The following is a 15,393-nucleotide window of genomic DNA, read 5'->3' as shown; positions in this document are numbered from 1 at the left end:
GCATCGGCATCGGCATCGGCATCGGCATGACGGAAACTGTCAAGGCTCGACAGTCGGCCCGCCGCACCCCTCCCCCAGCGAAGTCATCTTGATACTTTCCGATTTCATCGGCGTGCGATCCCGCCCGGATCCGTGGCGGAGCGCCGATCTGAGAAGTTCGCGAGAACGGAGCACATCGAAATGACGTTCAAGCAGGGCGACCGCGTGGAGTTCCGCAGCAGCCGTCACGACGACGAGGTCCGCACCGGCAGCATCCAGGCGGTGCGGGGCAAGGGCAACGGCGCGCAGTTCACGATCACCGACGACGAGGACCAGCAGTCCATCAACGTCCTCAGTCACCAGATCCAGCAGAAGCTCTAGGCAGCCGCATGCTTCGGGGGGCGCCCGACTCTGTCGTCGGGCACCCCTTTTCACACCCCCGATCCCGATCCCGAAGGGCGACTTCCGCTCATTTCGCGGCCGAACGACCGATATCGTCCCCCGCGCATTCGGCGCTCACCCTCCACTCCAGAAAGTCGTCGAAGATCCGCCGTTCTTTCGCGCCGAAGTGGATTTCACGAAGACGAAGGGGTTGGCTGACGTCGACGCGCCTGACGAACAGGCGCAGACGAGGAACGAGCGACCAGGACGTGGACGAGAACAACGCACTGTCCAGGACGAGGGGACCGACCCGTGCGGTCCGGCCGACCGATGCCGTCCGATCGGGCGCGTCCGCCCGCAGCGCCCGCTCCCCGAAACCCCACGTGAGTTCGGTTGAGGAGTCACTGGAGAACATGCAGGGAGCACGAGCAGAACACGCCGACATGCCACGGGTCGCCCCTCCTCGGGCCGGTCTCGGGGTCATGGAGTCGGAACGCCTCCGGTGGGCGGAGTGGACCCTCTCCTGCCTGGGGAACCGGGGATCCGCACGGCCGGGGCACAGGGAACTCGTCGCACTGGCCTCATGTCTGGAGTCCCGGTCACTCCAACGCGGCGATCTCGCCTTCGGGGAGGGCGCCCAGGACGCGGGGGTGTGGATCGTTCGCTCAGGGCGGCTCGAACTGGCCGTCAAGGGGCAGGAGCGACCCGTGATCCTGCAGATCCTCCGAGCGGGTGGCATCGACGGTGACATCCAGGTGCTGTTGCGGGTCCCCTTCACGTACCGCGCGCGGGCACTGGAGAGTTCGGAGTGCCTGACCCTGACGGCGGACGCCTTCGACGGGCTCCTGGCGAAGCACCCCGTGATCGCGAGGCTGTGGATGTCGGGCATGGCCGAGCGCCTGTCGCTGTCCTACGACCGCATCGTGGGCATGCTCAGCCGCTCACTGAGTCAGCAGAGCGCTCGGCTCCTCCTCGACGAGTCCCATGCCGGAGCGGTCGAGGTTCCGCAGCGGACGCTGTCGGAGATGCTCGGTGTCTGTCGCCCCTCCCTGAACAAGGTGCTCAAGGAGTTCGAGCGGCTCGGTCTGATCCGGCTGCGCTACGGCGCCGTGGACATCCTCGACCGCTACGGACTCGCTCGAAGGGCCGACTGACCGCGCGGTTCACCGGCCACCGCTCTCCGCGCGGCGCGCGGTGAGCACGCCGCGCACGACGCGGTGGGCGTCGCGGCCGACGCCGCGCAAGCTGGCCGAGGAGTAGCTGCGCTGGAACTCCAGCCCGACGTACCCCAGACCCGGGACGGTGGTGGAGACCCCGCCGGAGTGCAGGGGGCGGCCGGCCTCGTCCAGGGCCCCGGTACCGTCCAGGAAGTCCAGCGCGGGCCGGTACCCGGTGGCCAGCAGCACCGTGTCGACCTCCTCCGTGGTGCCGTCGGCCCACTCGACCCGGCGTCCGCTGAGGCGGGCGAAGAGCGGTCGGCGATCCGGGCTCCCGGTGGCGAACGCCGCGCGGAACCGGCCGTCGTCGATGACGGGCGTGCGCACCCGCTCCCACAGCCGGCCCACCGGGGCGGAGTCCACCCCGGTGACGGCTCCCCACCAGTGGACGTCACGGCCCAGGGGACGCTGGTCCACCCAGGCGATCGGCGCACGGCTGGCGAGGCTCACCCGGGCCACCCGCGCCAGCTCGACCGCGATCTCCACACCGGAGTTGCCCGCTCCCACGACCACGATCCGCTGCCCGCGGAACGGCTCGGGGGTCCGGTACTCGGACGAGTGGAGCACCGTGCCGGTGAACCCGTCCAGTCCCGGCAGCCGCGGCCGGTGCGGACGGGTGAAGGTCCCCGAGGCCGCGACGAGCGCGCGGGCGCCGTGCCGCGTGCCGTCGGCCGTGGTGACGGTGAAGCCGCCGCCGTCGCGTTCGACGCGTGTCACCTTCTGTCCGAAGCGGAAGTCGGCGTCCAGGCGCTCGGCGTAGTCGCGCAGGTAGGCCGCGACCTCGTCCCGGTGGGGGTAGGTCGCGCCGCCTCCGGGCATCGCGTGGCCCGGCAGGGAGGCGTACGGGGAGGGCGAGAACAGGGTGAGGCTCTCGTAGTAGTGCGGCCACGAGCCGCCCGCCTCGCCCGAGGCCTCCAGGACCAGCGGGCGGACCCGGTGGCCGTTGGCGGCCTGAACGGTGGCCAGACCGGCCTCACCGGCACCGATGACGACCACGGGTGCCTCGGACATGGGGAGCCTCTTCCTTCGGGTCGGGGATGCCGGAAGGAAGGTACCAACGCACGCCCGGGCGCCGTCCCCCGCGGTGGGGCCGACGCGGCGGGCCCGACGCGGGGGCCGGGGCGGTGCTGCCGGGGCGGTGCGGCCGAAGCGGCCGGCCCGAGGCGGCGGTCAGCGCGTGCGCGGGGCGCCCCGGCCGTGGCGCCAGGGGGAGGGCAGCGGCCCTCCGTTCTTGATGTGCAGGTCCAGCGCCGTCAACAGCCGGTCGGCCTCGCGGATCACCCGGTGGGCCTCACCCGCGTTGCGCGGGCGCACCCGCAGCATCTCGGACAGGGCGTCGTAGAGCGCGTCCGAGGTGGGGTACTCCGCGCTCCCCCTCCTCGGCAGGCGTCCCCCGTCGGACGGGCTCCGGTCGGGTGTCGAACGCGGGCTCAGCAGTCGCGCCAGCTCGTCGAGCGTCACCCCGTGATCGGAGGGGTCGTCCGTCATGCAGCCTCCCGCGGCTCGCGTGGTCTGCTCGACGCTACGATGGGTCACCACCTGTGACACACAGTGGAGTGAAGGTAAAAGACCCGCAGGATCCTGCGGAGTCAGACCACCCCGGCACGTTGGGCGAGCGGGCGCAGCTCCGGCGTCGACGGCCGGTGCTCCCGCCGCATCAGTTCCTGGAGCACACGCCCGGTCGAGGGGTCGTGCCGGACCAGCTCCGGCGCGATCCGCTCGGCGTCCAGCAGGGTGTTCACCGCCGCCGCGTCCTGACGGGTCTGGGTGTAGGCGCGGGCCACGTCCAGGCACACCTGGGCGCGGCGGCCGACCAGCCCCTCCGGGAGCGAGTCCACGTCCAGCGCCTCCGCCGCGGCCACCGCCGCCCGCGCGTCGCCCACCTTGGCCCGGGTCGAGATTGTGTGGATGGCCACGTTGGTCGGCCCGAACGCGGTCCCGTGCAGGTTCATGTCGCGGCCCAGGCGGTCGGCCGCGCGCTGGGCCTGGCGCAGCAGCCGGGGCACCGCCGCCTTGTCGAACTCGGCCGCGGCGGCGGTCGCCGCGGCCAGGTGGAGCCCGCCGTACACGCTCAGCTCCTCGGCGGTCCCCGGGCGCATCCGCCGTTCCATGTCGGCCGCGGCCGCCATGGCCAGTTCGGCGGCGGCTCCGGGCCGGCCCCGGGAGACGAACACGTAGGCGAGCCGGTAGGCGCCGACCGCCGAGAGCAGGGGCTGGTCCGCCCACTCGGCGGCCGACCTCGCCCGGTCGGCCGCCTGCCAGGCGAGATCCTTCTGTCCCACCCGGCGGAGCACGGCCGCGGTGGTGTTGTAGACCATCGCGCGCACCGAGCACACCGCCGGGCGGTCGGCGCCGCGCCGGTGGGCGGCGGTCTCCACGTCCAGGATCAGCCGCGGCAGCCGGCGGCCGACCTCGCCGTAGCGGGTCGCCTGGTAGGCGGCGTGCGTGCGGTGCGCCTCGGCGCGCAGGCGGGCGAGGTCGACGGGCCCGTCGCGGACCTCGGAGTAGCGCATCATCGCGTGCTCGATCTCCACCGCCGCCGTGTAGCGGGGCGCGGGGACGTGGTGGTCGGTGCCGGCCAGTTCGGTGAGGGGGATCCGCAGGACGTCGGCGAGCCGGGTCAGGACGTCGTGGGAGTCGACGCTGAGGATGCCGCGCTCCACCTGTGAGAGCCAGGACTCGGAGCGGCCCACCAGCCCGGCGAGGACGGCCTGTGAGTAGCCGCGCCGGGTGCGGTTGCGGCGGATGGTCTGGCCCCTGGCGGCAGCGTCCACACCGGGCCTCCCGTCTAGCTGGTGCGAACGGTGGACAGGACCCGCTCCCAGGTGGGCATGCGGGACTCGTAGGGCGCCTGGTGGTCGTAGAGGACCGTGACCGAGGGCAGGGAGCGGAGGGTACCGAGGGAGCGTGCGAAGGCCGGGTGGCTCGCGAGCTGGGGTTTGCAGTGGGGGACCACGACGGTGGGGACCCCGTAGCCGACCATCTCGCAGAGCAGTCCGAGCGCGAAGTTGTCGGCGTGGCCGTCGGCGAACTTGTTCGTGGAGTTGAAGGTGAGCGGGCAGGCGACCACGAGGTCCGCCGGGGGTAAGGGTCTGCCGGTCCCTGGGCGTCTGTACTCGGCACGCACCGGTTCACCCGTCAGGGCCGCCAGCTCGTCGGCGTCGTGGAAGCGCTGCCCAGTGGGGGTGGACAGGCACCGCACGGTCCAGTCATCGGCCTGGAACAGTCGGACGAGCGCGGGAAGGCCCTCAGGAGCGGGCGCACCGGACATGACGAGATAGAGGGTTTTCGCCATGCCGCGAGTGTAGCCCCGGATGTCCGGTGTGCGGTGTGCTTCTGGAGAGTCCACTGGGACAGGCCCATACCTCTGACCTGGGACGAAGCTGCTCCGTCTCCGATTCGGGCCCGCCGCGGACGGCGCCCGGGCATGATGGTGCGACCCCCTGGAGAGCGAGGCCCCCGTGGACGTGAACGACCTGAGCGCCGAGGTGGAGCGGGTGTCGCGCGGGTACGCGACGCGCTTCGGCATCGAACGGGACGCCGACTGGTTCGTCCTCAAGCTCCACGAGGAGATGGGCGAGCTCACCCAGGCCTATCTCGCCCTGGACGGCCGGGGGCGCGCCAAGGGGCTCGACGACCGGGAGAGGTCCGCCCGGTTCGGGGCGGAGCCGGCGGACGTGTTCTGCCACGTGCTCCTGTTGGCGGACCACCACGGCGTCGACCTCACCGCCGAGGTGCGCGCGAAGTGGCTGGACCGCTGGGGCGCCGGCCCTGGCGGACGGGGTCCGGTGTGATGGCGTTTCGGCGATCGGCCGTGGTCGCCACGGCGGTGGAGGCGGCCTCCCGCAGGTGTCGGCCGGTGATCGACACGGGGTCCGCTGCGAGGTCGGCCGGTGTGCCCTGGAAGACGATGGTGCCGCCGTCGAAGCCGGCGCCGGGCCCGATATCGATGACATGGTCGGCGTGAGCGATCACGCGCTGGTCGTGCTCGATGAGGATGAGCGTCGCTCCGGAGTCCACGAGATCGTCGCAGAGCGCGAGGAGCCGGTCGACGTCGCTTCCATGGAGCCCGGCAGTGGGTTCGTCGAGGACGACGCGCAGGTCGTCGGAGGCGTCGGTGTCGGCGAGGTGGCGGGCGAGGAGGAGCCGTTGGCGTTCTCCGCCGGAGAGGGTGTCGAGGCCTTGCCCGATCGACAGGTAGCCGAGTCCGACCCGGTCCAGCCACCGCAGTCGGCGCGCGACGCGGGAGTGTTCGGCGAGCAGGTCGGCCGCGCGCGCCGGGTTCATCGCCAGCAGGTCGGCGATGGTGCGGCCGTGGTGGGTGGCGGCGATTGCCGTCGGGCCGAACCGGGTGCCTCCGCAGGCGTCACAGTCGGTCTGGACGTCATCGAGGAAGGCCAGGTCGGTGACGATGACACCTCTTCCCTTGCAGACGGGGCACGCTCCGCGGCCGTTGGCGCTGAACCAGGAGGGGTGCAGCCCCGTGGCCTTGCCGAAGACGTCCCGGATGGGTTCGGCGACGCCGAGCACGGTGGCGGGGGTGGAGCGGATGCCGCCGCGGAGCGGTGCCTGGTCGACGACGACGAAGTCGGGATGCCGGCGGGGCAGCTCGTCGGCGATCAGTGTGCTCTTGCCGGAACCGGCGACGCCGGAGACGACGGTGAGGACGCCGAGCGGTACATCGACGGTGACGTCACGCAGGTTGTGAGTGCCGGCGCCGGCGATCGTGACGGTCCCCCGAGCCGGACGGGGCCGCTCCTTGAAACGCACCGGGGTGCGGAGGGCGCGGCCCGTCTCGGTGTCGGTCGCCGTGAGTTCGTCGGGCCCTCCTTCGAACTGGATGACGCCGCCGCCTGAGCCGCCGCCGGGTCCGAGGTCGATGACGTGGTCGGCGGCCGCGATGACCGCGGGATGGTGTTCGACCACGAGGATCGTGTTGTGCGCGTCGCGGAGCTTCGTCAGCAGTCCGAGGAGGCGATGCACGTCGTGCGGGTGCAGTCCGGTGCTGGGCTCGTCGAAGACGTAGCAGACGTCGCTGAGGGCGCTGCCGAGGTGGCGGACGATCTTGACCCGTTGGGCCTCGCCGCCGGACAGGGTCCCCGATTCCCGGGACAGGCTGAGGTAGCCGAGCCCGACGGCGTCCAGTGCGTCGAGGCGTTCCCGCATCGCCTGGAGGAGCGGCGTCACGGACGGGTCGTGCACGGCCGCCACGATCCCACGCAGATCGCTGATGGGCATGGCCGACCAGTCCGCGATGGATCGGCCGTCGATCAGGCTGTTCCTCGCCGACGCGTTGAGGCGGGTGCCGGCGCAGTCCGGGCAGGTACCGCGAGTGACGACTCGGGCGAGCCCCCGCTGCTCCTCGTCGGTGAGGCGCGACGGCGTCCTGCGCAGGTACGAGTTCCGCAGCCGCGGGATGACGCCGTCGAAGACGCCGTGTCGGGGGTATTCCGGGTCGGGGTTCTCGAGTCGGAGCCCTTCGGCGTAGAGCAGTGCGTCGGCCTGCGCAGCGGGGAGCCGCCCGAAGGGGATGTCGGGGTCGACGAGTCCGGCGCGGATGAGGCGCTTCCATCGGTAGGTGCCCGGGGCGAAGGTGGGAAACCGGACCGCACCCTCGCGCAGGCTTCGTGACCGGTCGAGCAGGGTGTCGAGATCGATGTCGTCGACGACGCCGAGCCCCTCGCAGCGCGGGCACATCCCGCTGGGGTCGTTGAACGAGTACGCCGGCGAGTACCCGGCGGGCGGGCTCGCTACGCGGGAGAACAGCAGGCGCAGCAGCGACGCGGTGTCGCTCGCCGTGCCCACCGTGGACCGGGCGTTCCCGGTGAAGCGCCGCTGATCCACGATCGTGGTGAAGACCAGCCCGTCGAGCCGGTCGACGTCCGCGGGTGGATGCTGCGCGAGCCGGTTCCGCACGAACGTGGGATAGGTCCCGGTGACCAGGCGCTCGGCCTCGGCCGCGATCGTGTCGAACGCCAGCGACGACTTCCCTGACCCCGAGACGCCGGTGAACACCGTCAGCCGGTGCTTGGGAACGCGGACCGACACGTCCCGGAGGTTGTGGGTCCGGGCGCCTTCCACCGTGATCCACCGACCACGGTCGGTCATCATCTCCTGATCCTGTGGCATGTCGTCAGGCTACGATCAGATGTGGCCGGTTTTTTGCCACAATTATTCGAGGGCGGACGGGATCGAGGATTCACCGTGACGGCGAGAGAACGGATGCTCCGGCTGCTGTCCCTGCTGCGATCCGGTCGGCACTGGCCCGCGGACGAACTGGCCGCGGCGGTGGGAGCGCCCTCCCGCACGCTTCGACGCGACATCGACCACCTGCGCAAGATGGGGTACCCCGTGGAGGGCACCCGCGGACCAGGAGGCCACTACCGCCTCGTGGCCGGCGCCGCGCTGCCGCCCCTCCTGCTCGAAGGCGACGAAGCGATCGCCACCGTCCTCGGGCTACGCCTCGCGGCCGCCGGAGCGACCGGCATCGACCTCACGGCGGAATCCGCCGAACGTGCCGAGGCGAAGCTCCGCCGCATTCTTCCCGCCTCCCTGCGCCGCAGGACCGACGAAACGCTCGCCGCGGTGGAGTTCGGTCGCAGTGAGCATCCCCCGACCAGCCCCACCGTCCTGAGCGTCGTCGCCTCCGCGATCGCGGCCCATCGGTGTCTCGCCTTCGACTACGACGGGAAGGGAGGGCGGTCGTTCCGGACGGTCGAGCCGATACGGCTCGTGCAGATCCGCCAACGCTGGTACCTCTACGCGTGGGACGGCGACCGCGAGGACTGGCGCAGCTTCCGGCTCGACCGCATCGCCGACCCGCGAACGACCGGTGCGACGTTCCGGCCACGCCCCCTTCCCGGCGACGACCTCGCGGGGCATCTCCAAGCGCGGTTCCACGGCCCGAGGACGACGCGGGTCGTCCTCACCCTGCACACCGACGTGCGCGACGCCGCGGCCCGCCTTCACCGTGTCGACGGGTCCCTCGCATCCCTCGACGAACACAGCTGCCGGTATGTCGCCTACGTCGATTCCTTCGAGTGGCTCGCCGTCGTTCTGACCGTCACCGACATCGACTTCAGAGTCGAGGGGCCCGCCGAGTTCCGGGACTACCTCGCGCGCACCGGACAACGCCTGCTGCGGGCCACCGAAGCCGTGTCGGGGTAACACGACCAGCGCCGACAACGCCCTGCCCCGCAAGACCTAGGCCGTGTTTTTTGCAGCATTCCGGGCTCACCCGAAAGCCTGCAGAAAAACACGGCCTAGGCGCCGTCGGCGCGGGGCCGCAGGACGGGGTCGGGCAGGTCCTGGACGCCCACCGCGCCGGGGTCCACGGTGTCGTCGCGCCGGCGTTCGAGGAGGACGACGTCCCGCCACTCGCCCCGGTGCCGGACGAGCCGCTCGCGAACGGCCAGGGTCCGGTAGCCCGACGCGTGCAGCAGGGCGAGGGCCGCCTTGTCCTCGGGCAGGACCGAGGCCTGGAGGGTCCACAGTCCGGCGAGGTCGGCCTCGACGACCTGCGTGCGGGCCAGCGCCTTGCCGACGCCCCGGCCGCGCTCGCCCTCCGCCACGTGGATCCGCGTCTCGGCCACGCCCGCGTAGGCGCTGAGCCGGGACACCGGCCAGGCGGCGGCCCATCCGATGACCGTTCCGTCGCGCTCGGCCACCCACGCGTGCCCGTCGAGCCAGTCGGTGTCCAGGTCGGCTTTCACGCCGGAGTCGGTTGCACCGGCCGCGTCGCCCTCCTCGGCGAGGACGTCCCCGGCCGCGGTTCCGGCGGCGTGGAGGCGGCGCACGGCCGACAGGTCGGCGTCGGTCAGGGCGCGCACGGTGACGTCCTCGGGCACCTCGGTGGGGCAGCAGGGGCGCGCCGCGAGCATGCCCATCACCGCGTCGGCGGCGTGCGGCAGGCCGGTGCAGCAGTCGGCGTTGACCGCGACCCGGGTGGAGGTGCCGACGCGGGAGGTGGTCACGAAGCCCACTTCGGCGAGTTTGCGCAGGTGGTGGGAGACGGTGGGCTGCCGCACGCCCACGGCCTCGGCCAGCTGCCCCACGCTCATGGCGCCCGGATAGGAGGCGATGGCGTGCAGCAGGCGGACCCGTGTGGGCTCGGCCAGGCACGCGAACCAGGCGGCGTAGGTCTCGGCGTCCTCGGTCGGCAGCAGCCCCATGGTGTGTTCGTGCGTGACGGTCATACCCCCAGTATCGACCATGATCTATGGTTGCGTCCATCGACGTTCGTCTATAGAGTCCTTATTCATAGACGCCAGTCGATGAAAGGAAGCGTCATGAACGAGGTACTCCCCGTCGTCGTGATCGGTGCCGGACCCGCGGGGCTGGCCGCCGCGGCCGAACTGGTCCAGCGCGGCCTGCCCGTCCAGGTCCTGGAGCGGGGCCCCGCCGCCGGCGCCGCAGTCGCCGAGTGGGGCCACGTCCGCCTGTTCTCCTCCTGGCGCGACCTCGTCGCCCCGGCCGCGGAGAAGCTGCTGTCCGCCACCGGCTGGCGGCGCGGCGACGACGACGCCTACCCCACCGGCCGCGAGTGGGTCGAGGCCTATCTGGCCCCGCTGTCCGCCGTCCTCGGCGAGCGGGTCCGCTACGGCGCCGAGGTCACCGGGGTCAGCCGCCTGGGCCGCGACCGGGTCGTGGACACCGACCGCGACGACCTGCCCTTCACCGTCCGGGTCCGCACAGAGCGGGGCGAGGAGCGCCTCCTGGCGCGCGCCGTGGTCGACGCCTCCGGCACGTGGGACTCCCCCAACCCGCTGGGCGGCGACGGCCTGCCCGCCCTCGGCGAGAGCGGAGCCGCGTCGGCCGGCCGCCTGTCCTACCGCGTCCCCGACACCGCCGACCCCGCCGTCCGGGTCCGCTACGCCGGGCGCCGCACGGCCGTGGTCGGCAGCGGCCACTCCGCGCTCACCGCCCTGGTGGCGCTGGCCGGACTCGCCGCGGACGACCCCGACACCCGCATCGTGTGGGTGCTGCGCCGGGGCGAGACCGGCGACGCCTTCGGCGGCGGCTCCGACGACCAGCTCGCCGCCCGCGGCGCGCTGGGCACGCGGGCCAGGAAGGCGGTGGAGGCCGGGTACATCGAGACGGTGACGGGCTTTCGCACGACCGAGGTCCGCGCGGAGGGCGAGTCCCTGGTCCTGGTCGACGATGACGGCGGTGCCGGCGACGGCCGCGCCCTGGCGCCGGTCGACGAAGTGGTCGCCCTCACCGGCTTCCGTCCCGACCTGTCCTTCCTCTCCGAGATCCGACTCGGCCTGGACGCCACCCTCCAGGCGCCGGTGGCGCTGGCCCCGCTCATCGACCCCAACGTCCACTCCTGTGGCACCGTCTACCCCCACGGCGCGGCCGAGCTGGCCCAGCCGGAGTCCGGGTTCTACCTGGCCGGGATGAAGTCCTACGGCCGCGCGCCCACGTTCCTCTCGCTCACCGGATACGAGCAGGTGCGCAGCATCGCCGCCGCGCTGGACGGGGACCACGAGTCCGCCGCCCGGGTGGAGCTGACCCTGCCCGAGACCGGGGTCTGCAAGGGCAACGGGCTGACCGATCCGGACGACGCGGCGGAGGCCGTCGACGAGGGCGGCTGCTGCGGGGCGCCCGAGCCCGCCACCGTCGACCTGGTCACGCCGTCCGGTTCCCTGCTCACCCCGTGAACCGCCCCGCCTCCCCCGCCGGGGCTCCCACGCGCGAGCCCCGGCGGGCCCCCGGGGCGGGGCGGGCCCTGGCCGCGCTCTGCGTCACCGTCACGACCGGCTACGGCGTGCTGTTCTACGCCTTCCCGGTGCTCGCCCCGGCCATCGCGGCGGACACCGGATGGTCGCTGGCGGCGGTCACCGCCGCTTTCTCCGCCGCGCAGGTGGTGGCGGGGCTCAGCGGGATCGCCGTGGGCCGGTGGATCGATGCCCGAGGGCCGCGGCCGGTGATGACGGCGGCGGCCGTCCTGTCGGTGCCGGCGGTGGCGGCACTCGCCCTGGCACCGAACCTGTGGGCCTTCGGCACGGCCTGGCTCGTCTGCGGGGCGGCGATGGCGGGCCTGTTCTACCCTCCGGCCTTCGCCGCTCTGACCCGCTGGTACGGGGAGGGGCGGGTGCGGGCGCTCACGGTCCTGACTCTGGCCGCCGGGTTCGCCAGCACGGTCTTCGCGCCGCTCACGGCCGTTCTGGAGGCATCACTGGGCTGGCGGGGCGCCTACCTCGTCCTCGCGGGCGTGCTCGCGGTGGTGGTCGTGCCCCTGCACGCTCTCGCCCTGACCCCGCCGTGGGACCGGGCAGCGCGCGGCCGGGACACCGGCGGCGCCAGGCGACTCCCAGCGGCGGCCCGGGAACCCGCGTTCCTGGCCCTGGCCGCGGCGCTGGCCCTGGGGTCGTTCACGGTGTACGCGGTGGTGGTCAACCTCGTGCCCCTGGTGGAGGAGCGCGGATTCGGGACGACGGCCGCCGCGTGGGCCCTCGGGATCGGCGGCCTCGGCCAGGTGCTGGGCCGCCTCGCCTACGCCCCGGCGGAGCGGTGGCTCGCCCCCGTGCCGCGGACCGTGCTCGTCCTCCTGGCCTGCGCCGCCACCACCGCCCTGTTCGCCCTCGTCCCCGGCCCGCTCGCGCTGCTGCTCGGGATCGCGCTGCTCGCGGGGGCCGCGCGCGGCGTCCTCACCCTGCTCCACGCCACGGCCGTGGCCGACCGGTGGGGCACCGGGGACTACGCCACGCTCAACGGCCTCCTGCACACCCCGCTCATGCTCGCCATCGCGCTCGCCCCCTGGGCCGGCGCCGCCCTGGCCGGGCCACTGGGCGGATATCCGGCGGTGTTCGCGCTGATGGCCGCACTCGCCGCGCTCGGGGCGCTGCTCGCCCTGGCGACCCGTACCGAACCAACTCCCGACAAGGACGAACACCCATGGAACACACACCCCTGATCGTGGTCGGCGCCGGACAGGCCGGTCTGGCCACCGCGCACGAGGCCGCCCGGCGCGGCGTGCGCCCCCTCGTCCTGGAGGCCGCCGACGACGCGGGCGGCTCCTGGCCGCACCACTACGACAGCCTGACTCTGTTCTCTCCCGCCCGGTTCTCCGGTCTGCCCGGTCGCCCGATGCCCGGGGACGGCGACCGCTACCCGCGGCGCGACGAGGTCGTGTCCTACCTGCGCGCCTACGCCCGGGACCTGGACGCCGACACGCGCTATGGGCAGCGTGTCACCGGAGTGGGCCGCAGCGGCGGTCACCTCACCGTCACCACCGCCACCGGAGCGCGGTTCCGCACACCCGCGTTGGTGGCCGCTACCGGAGAGTTCTCCCGTCCGCACCGGCCCGCCCTGCCCGGCCTGGACGAGTTCTCCGGCACCGTGCTGCACAGCAGCGAGTACCGATCACCCGAGTCGTTTGCCGGCCGGCGCGTGGTGGTGGTCGGCGGCGGCAACTCCGCCGTGCAGATCGCCGCCGAACTGGCCGCGACCGCGCGGGTGACCCTGGCCAGCCGGGCACCGATCGCCTGGATGGGACAGCGACTACTCGGCCGCGACCTGCACTGGTGGTTCGTCCGCAGCGGGCTGGACACGGCCCCGATCCGCCGGTACTGGGAGCGGGGGCCGGTGCTGGTCAGGGACGACGGCCGCTACCGCGCCGCCTTCGACTCGGGCGACCCGGACCGGCGCGAGATGTTCACGAACCTGACCGAGCACGGCGTCGAGTGGGCGGACGGCACCAAGGAGGACGTGGACGCGCTCGTGCTGGCCACGGGGTTCCGGCCCGCGCTGGGCTACCTCGACGGCACCGGCGCCCTGGACGGCGACGGCCGCCCCCTCCAGTCGCGCGGCGTCTCCGCTTCCGTGCCCGGGTTGGGGTTCGTGGGGCTGGAGTTCCAGCGCAGCTTCTCCTCGGCGACCCTGCGCGGCGTAGGCCGCGACGCCCGCCACGTCCTGCGCCGGATCCTGTAGGACGTGACGGCCGAGGAAAGGCGCCCGCGTCCGCTTCCGCTTCCGCCGGGGCGGCCGCCCCTCACCCCCGTCGGGAGAACCTCCGGCCCTTGCGCTCAGAGCGCTCTCTCCGCGGGGCGGTACGTGTTGATCAGCACGCCGGACGGGGTCGACCGCGTCGCGGTCAGGGTCAGGCGGCGCGGAGTACCGCCGTCCGCGAAGAGCTTCTTGCCCTTGCCCAGGACGAGCGGGAAGACCAGCAGGCGGTACTCGTCGACGAGGTCGTGCTCGACCAGAGTCCGGAGCAGGTCCGCGCTGCCCAGGACCACGGTCTCCGCCTCCGAAGCGGCCTTGGCGCGACCGACCTCCTCCACCAGGTCGGCGCCGAGGAGGACGGAGCCGGCCCAGGGAAGGTCCTCCAGGGTGCGGGAGGCGACGTACTTGGGCATCGCGTTCATCGCGGCCACGGCGGGATCGTCCATGTCGCCGTACGGCCACGTGGCCGCGAAGATCTCGTACGTCCTGCGGCCGAGGAGCAGCGCGCCGGCCCCGGCCGTGGCCTCGCTCATGAACCGCTCCACGACCTCGTCGACGTAGGGGAGCACCCAGCCTCCCTCATCGAACCCGCCGTCCCGGTCCTCGCCTTCGGAGAGCACCGACTGCATCACTCCGTCCAACGACACGAACTCGACCGCGACCAGCTGTCCCATGGAGCCACTCCCTCAGACCGTCTGCTTCCGCGGTGGTAGACCACGCGCGGGGACGGGAATCATCGGTTGCGACTCCGGCCCGTGCCCAGATCCTCGGCGATGCGGGCGACGGCGGCCTTGGCGGCACGGCCCGCGCCGATGAGCGTGGCCGACGCGGGCCCGGTCCAGTCGCCGTAGCCCAGCAGGTGCAGCCGCGGCTCCCGCAGGGACCGGGCGCCGTCGAGCGGGATCCGCCCGTCGGCGTCGAACGGCTCCAGCGGGGCCAGGTGGTCCAGGACGGGGCGGAACCCGGTGCACCACACGATCGCGTCCGCCGCCAGTTCGCTCCCGTCCGCCCAGGCCACGCCCGTGCGGGTCAGCCGCTCGGCCATCGGCTGCGCCTTGAGCACGCCCCGGTCCCGTGCCCGGCGCACGCTCGGCACCATCACGATGTCGCCCAGGGAGCCGACGTCCCCGTCCGCCGTGCCCAGCGCCCTGCGCGTGGCCACCTCGAAGAGCACACGGCCGTCGACGTCGTCGGGCATCAGGCGCGGCGGGCGCCGGGTGAGCCAGGTGGTGTGCGCGACCTCGGACAGCTCGGCGAGGATCTGCGCCGCGGAGTTGCCCCCGCCGACCACCACGACCCGCTGCCCGGCGAAGTCCTCCGAGTGGCGGTACTCGACCGTGTGGAGCTGGCGGCCCTCGAACAGCTCGCGGCCGGGCACGTCCGGCGTGTACGGGCGGCACCAGGTCCCGGTCGCGCTGATCACGTGCCGCGCCCGCCAGGTGCCCGCGGTCGTGTCCGCCTCCAGGCGGTCGCCGGCGCGACGGACCTCCTTCACGGCGACCGGTCGGCGCACGGGCAGCTCGTACCGGCGCTCGTACTCGGCCAGGTAGTCGGTCACGTGCCGCGCCGAGGGGAACTCCCGCCCCGGCTCCTCCGGCATCCACCAGCCGGGCAGCGGGCTGTGCGCGGCCGGGGAGAACAGGCGCAGCGAGTCCCAGTAATCGCCCCAGGCCCCACCGGGCTCGGCACGGTCGTCGAGGACGACGAACCGCGCCTTGGCGCGCCGCAGGAAGTACCCGGCCGCGAGGCCCGCCTGGCCACCGCCGACCACGACGACGTCGGTCTCGGCGGCGTCGACCCCGGCTGAGTCGACCCCGGCTGAGTCGACCCCGGCGGAGTCCGTCCCGGTGTCCGCGGATGCGCCCAC

16 protein-coding genes are annotated in these 15,393 nt (G+C 73.1%); 7 read left to right on the top strand and 9 right to left on the bottom strand.

Annotation, left to right across the window (positions count from 1 at the left end):
* Window positions 1–180: 180 nt before the first annotated feature.
* Complete coding sequence (locus DFP74_RS13905; RefSeq protein WP_121182092.1) at window positions 181–360, top strand: DUF1918 domain-containing protein; 180 nt, start codon at window positions 181–183, stop codon at window positions 358–360.
* 88 nt (window positions 361–448) lie between these two features.
* On the opposite strand, the gene DFP74_RS13900 is transcribed toward DFP74_RS13905, so the two are convergent.
* Window positions 449–775 carry a hypothetical protein gene (locus DFP74_RS13900; protein WP_121182091.1) on the bottom strand — a complete coding sequence of 109 codons (327 nt, stop codon included), beginning with the start codon at window positions 773–775 and terminating at the stop codon, window positions 449–451.
* 67 nt (window positions 776–842) lie between these two features.
* On the opposite strand from DFP74_RS13900, the gene DFP74_RS13895 reads away from it, so the two are divergent.
* Entirely contained in the window at window positions 843–1,514 is a 672-nt protein-coding gene (locus tag DFP74_RS13895; protein ID WP_233570974.1) for a Crp/Fnr family transcriptional regulator, read from the top strand.
* Between the two features lie 9 nt (window positions 1,515–1,523).
* On the opposite strand, the gene DFP74_RS13890 is transcribed toward DFP74_RS13895, so the two are convergent.
* The 4 genes from DFP74_RS13890 to DFP74_RS13875 form a co-directional block, all read right to left on the bottom strand.
* Window positions 1,524–2,588 carry an NAD(P)/FAD-dependent oxidoreductase gene (locus tag DFP74_RS13890; protein ID WP_121182089.1) on the bottom strand — a complete coding sequence of 355 codons (1,065 nt, stop codon included), beginning with the start codon at window positions 2,586–2,588 and terminating at the stop codon, window positions 1,524–1,526.
* A 159-nt stretch (window positions 2,589–2,747) separates the two neighbouring features.
* Window positions 2,748–3,065 (bottom strand): hypothetical protein, encoded by a 318-nt coding sequence (locus DFP74_RS13885; protein ID WP_121182088.1) that lies wholly within the window; start codon window positions 3,063–3,065, stop codon window positions 2,748–2,750.
* A gap of 101 nt (window positions 3,066–3,166) precedes the next feature.
* Window positions 3,167–4,351 (bottom strand): helix-turn-helix domain-containing protein, encoded by a 1,185-nt coding sequence (locus DFP74_RS13880; RefSeq protein WP_121182087.1) that lies wholly within the window; start codon window positions 4,349–4,351, stop codon window positions 3,167–3,169.
* A 14-nt stretch (window positions 4,352–4,365) separates the two neighbouring features.
* Window positions 4,366–4,872, bottom strand: a complete 507-nt coding sequence (locus DFP74_RS13875) for a flavoprotein (protein ID WP_121182086.1) — start codon at window positions 4,870–4,872, stop codon at window positions 4,366–4,368.
* A 166-nt stretch (window positions 4,873–5,038) separates the two neighbouring features.
* Here DFP74_RS13875 and DFP74_RS13870 point away from each other — a divergent pair, with 166 nt between their 5' ends.
* On the top strand, window positions 5,039–5,371 hold the full coding sequence (locus DFP74_RS13870) for a pyrophosphatase (RefSeq protein ID WP_121182085.1): 333 nt from the start codon (window positions 5,039–5,041) through the stop codon (window positions 5,369–5,371).
* On the opposite strand, the gene DFP74_RS13865 is transcribed toward DFP74_RS13870, so the two are convergent.
* Window positions 5,301–7,706 carry an excinuclease ABC subunit UvrA gene (locus DFP74_RS13865; protein ID WP_199725641.1) on the bottom strand — a complete coding sequence of 802 codons (2,406 nt, stop codon included), beginning with the start codon at window positions 7,704–7,706 and terminating at the stop codon, window positions 5,301–5,303. The genes DFP74_RS13870 and DFP74_RS13865 overlap by 71 nt on opposite strands.
* A gap of 75 nt (window positions 7,707–7,781) precedes the next feature.
* On the opposite strand from DFP74_RS13865, the gene DFP74_RS13860 reads away from it, so the two are divergent.
* Window positions 7,782–8,744 carry a YafY family protein gene (locus DFP74_RS13860; protein ID WP_233570973.1) on the top strand — a complete coding sequence of 321 codons (963 nt, stop codon included), beginning with the start codon at window positions 7,782–7,784 and terminating at the stop codon, window positions 8,742–8,744.
* Window positions 8,745–8,839: 95 nt separating this feature from the next.
* Here the strand turns inward: DFP74_RS13860 and DFP74_RS13855 are convergent, their stop codons facing one another.
* On the bottom strand, window positions 8,840–9,772 hold the full coding sequence (locus tag DFP74_RS13855; RefSeq protein ID WP_121182083.1) for a metalloregulator ArsR/SmtB family transcription factor: 933 nt from the start codon (window positions 9,770–9,772) through the stop codon (window positions 8,840–8,842).
* 93 nt (window positions 9,773–9,865) lie between these two features.
* Here DFP74_RS13855 and DFP74_RS13850 point away from each other — a divergent pair, with 93 nt between their 5' ends.
* Genes DFP74_RS13850 through DFP74_RS13840 form a run of 3 tightly spaced genes read left to right on the top strand, consistent with a single transcriptional unit; the run spans window position 9,866 to window position 13,511 of the window.
* Window positions 9,866–11,239 (top strand): FAD-dependent oxidoreductase, encoded by a 1,374-nt coding sequence (locus tag DFP74_RS13850; RefSeq protein WP_121182082.1) that lies wholly within the window; start codon window positions 9,866–9,868, stop codon window positions 11,237–11,239.
* Window positions 11,236–12,495, top strand: a complete 1,260-nt coding sequence (locus tag DFP74_RS13845; RefSeq protein WP_121182081.1) for an MFS transporter — start codon at window positions 11,236–11,238, stop codon at window positions 12,493–12,495. The genes DFP74_RS13850 and DFP74_RS13845 overlap by 4 nt, the downstream gene beginning before the upstream one ends.
* Window positions 12,477–13,511: an NAD(P)/FAD-dependent oxidoreductase gene (locus tag DFP74_RS13840; protein WP_121182080.1), complete on the top strand. Its 1,035-nt coding sequence runs from the start codon at window positions 12,477–12,479 to the stop codon at window positions 13,509–13,511. The genes DFP74_RS13845 and DFP74_RS13840 overlap by 19 nt, the downstream gene beginning before the upstream one ends.
* 95 nt (window positions 13,512–13,606) lie before the next feature.
* Here DFP74_RS13840 and DFP74_RS13835 read toward each other — a convergent pair whose 3' ends face one another.
* Complete coding sequence (locus DFP74_RS13835; RefSeq protein WP_121182079.1) at window positions 13,607–14,200, bottom strand: dihydrofolate reductase family protein; 594 nt, start codon at window positions 14,198–14,200, stop codon at window positions 13,607–13,609.
* A 59-nt stretch (window positions 14,201–14,259) separates the two neighbouring features.
* Window positions 14,260–15,393 (bottom strand): ArsO family NAD(P)H-dependent flavin-containing monooxygenase, encoded by a 1,134-nt coding sequence (locus DFP74_RS13830; protein WP_121182078.1) that lies wholly within the window; start codon window positions 15,391–15,393, stop codon window positions 14,260–14,262.

This window comes from Nocardiopsis sp. Huas11 (assembly GCF_003634495.1).
Taxonomy (GTDB): domain Bacteria; phylum Actinomycetota; class Actinomycetes; order Streptosporangiales; family Streptosporangiaceae; genus Nocardiopsis.
This window is presented reverse-complemented; position numbering and strand designations above follow the sequence as displayed.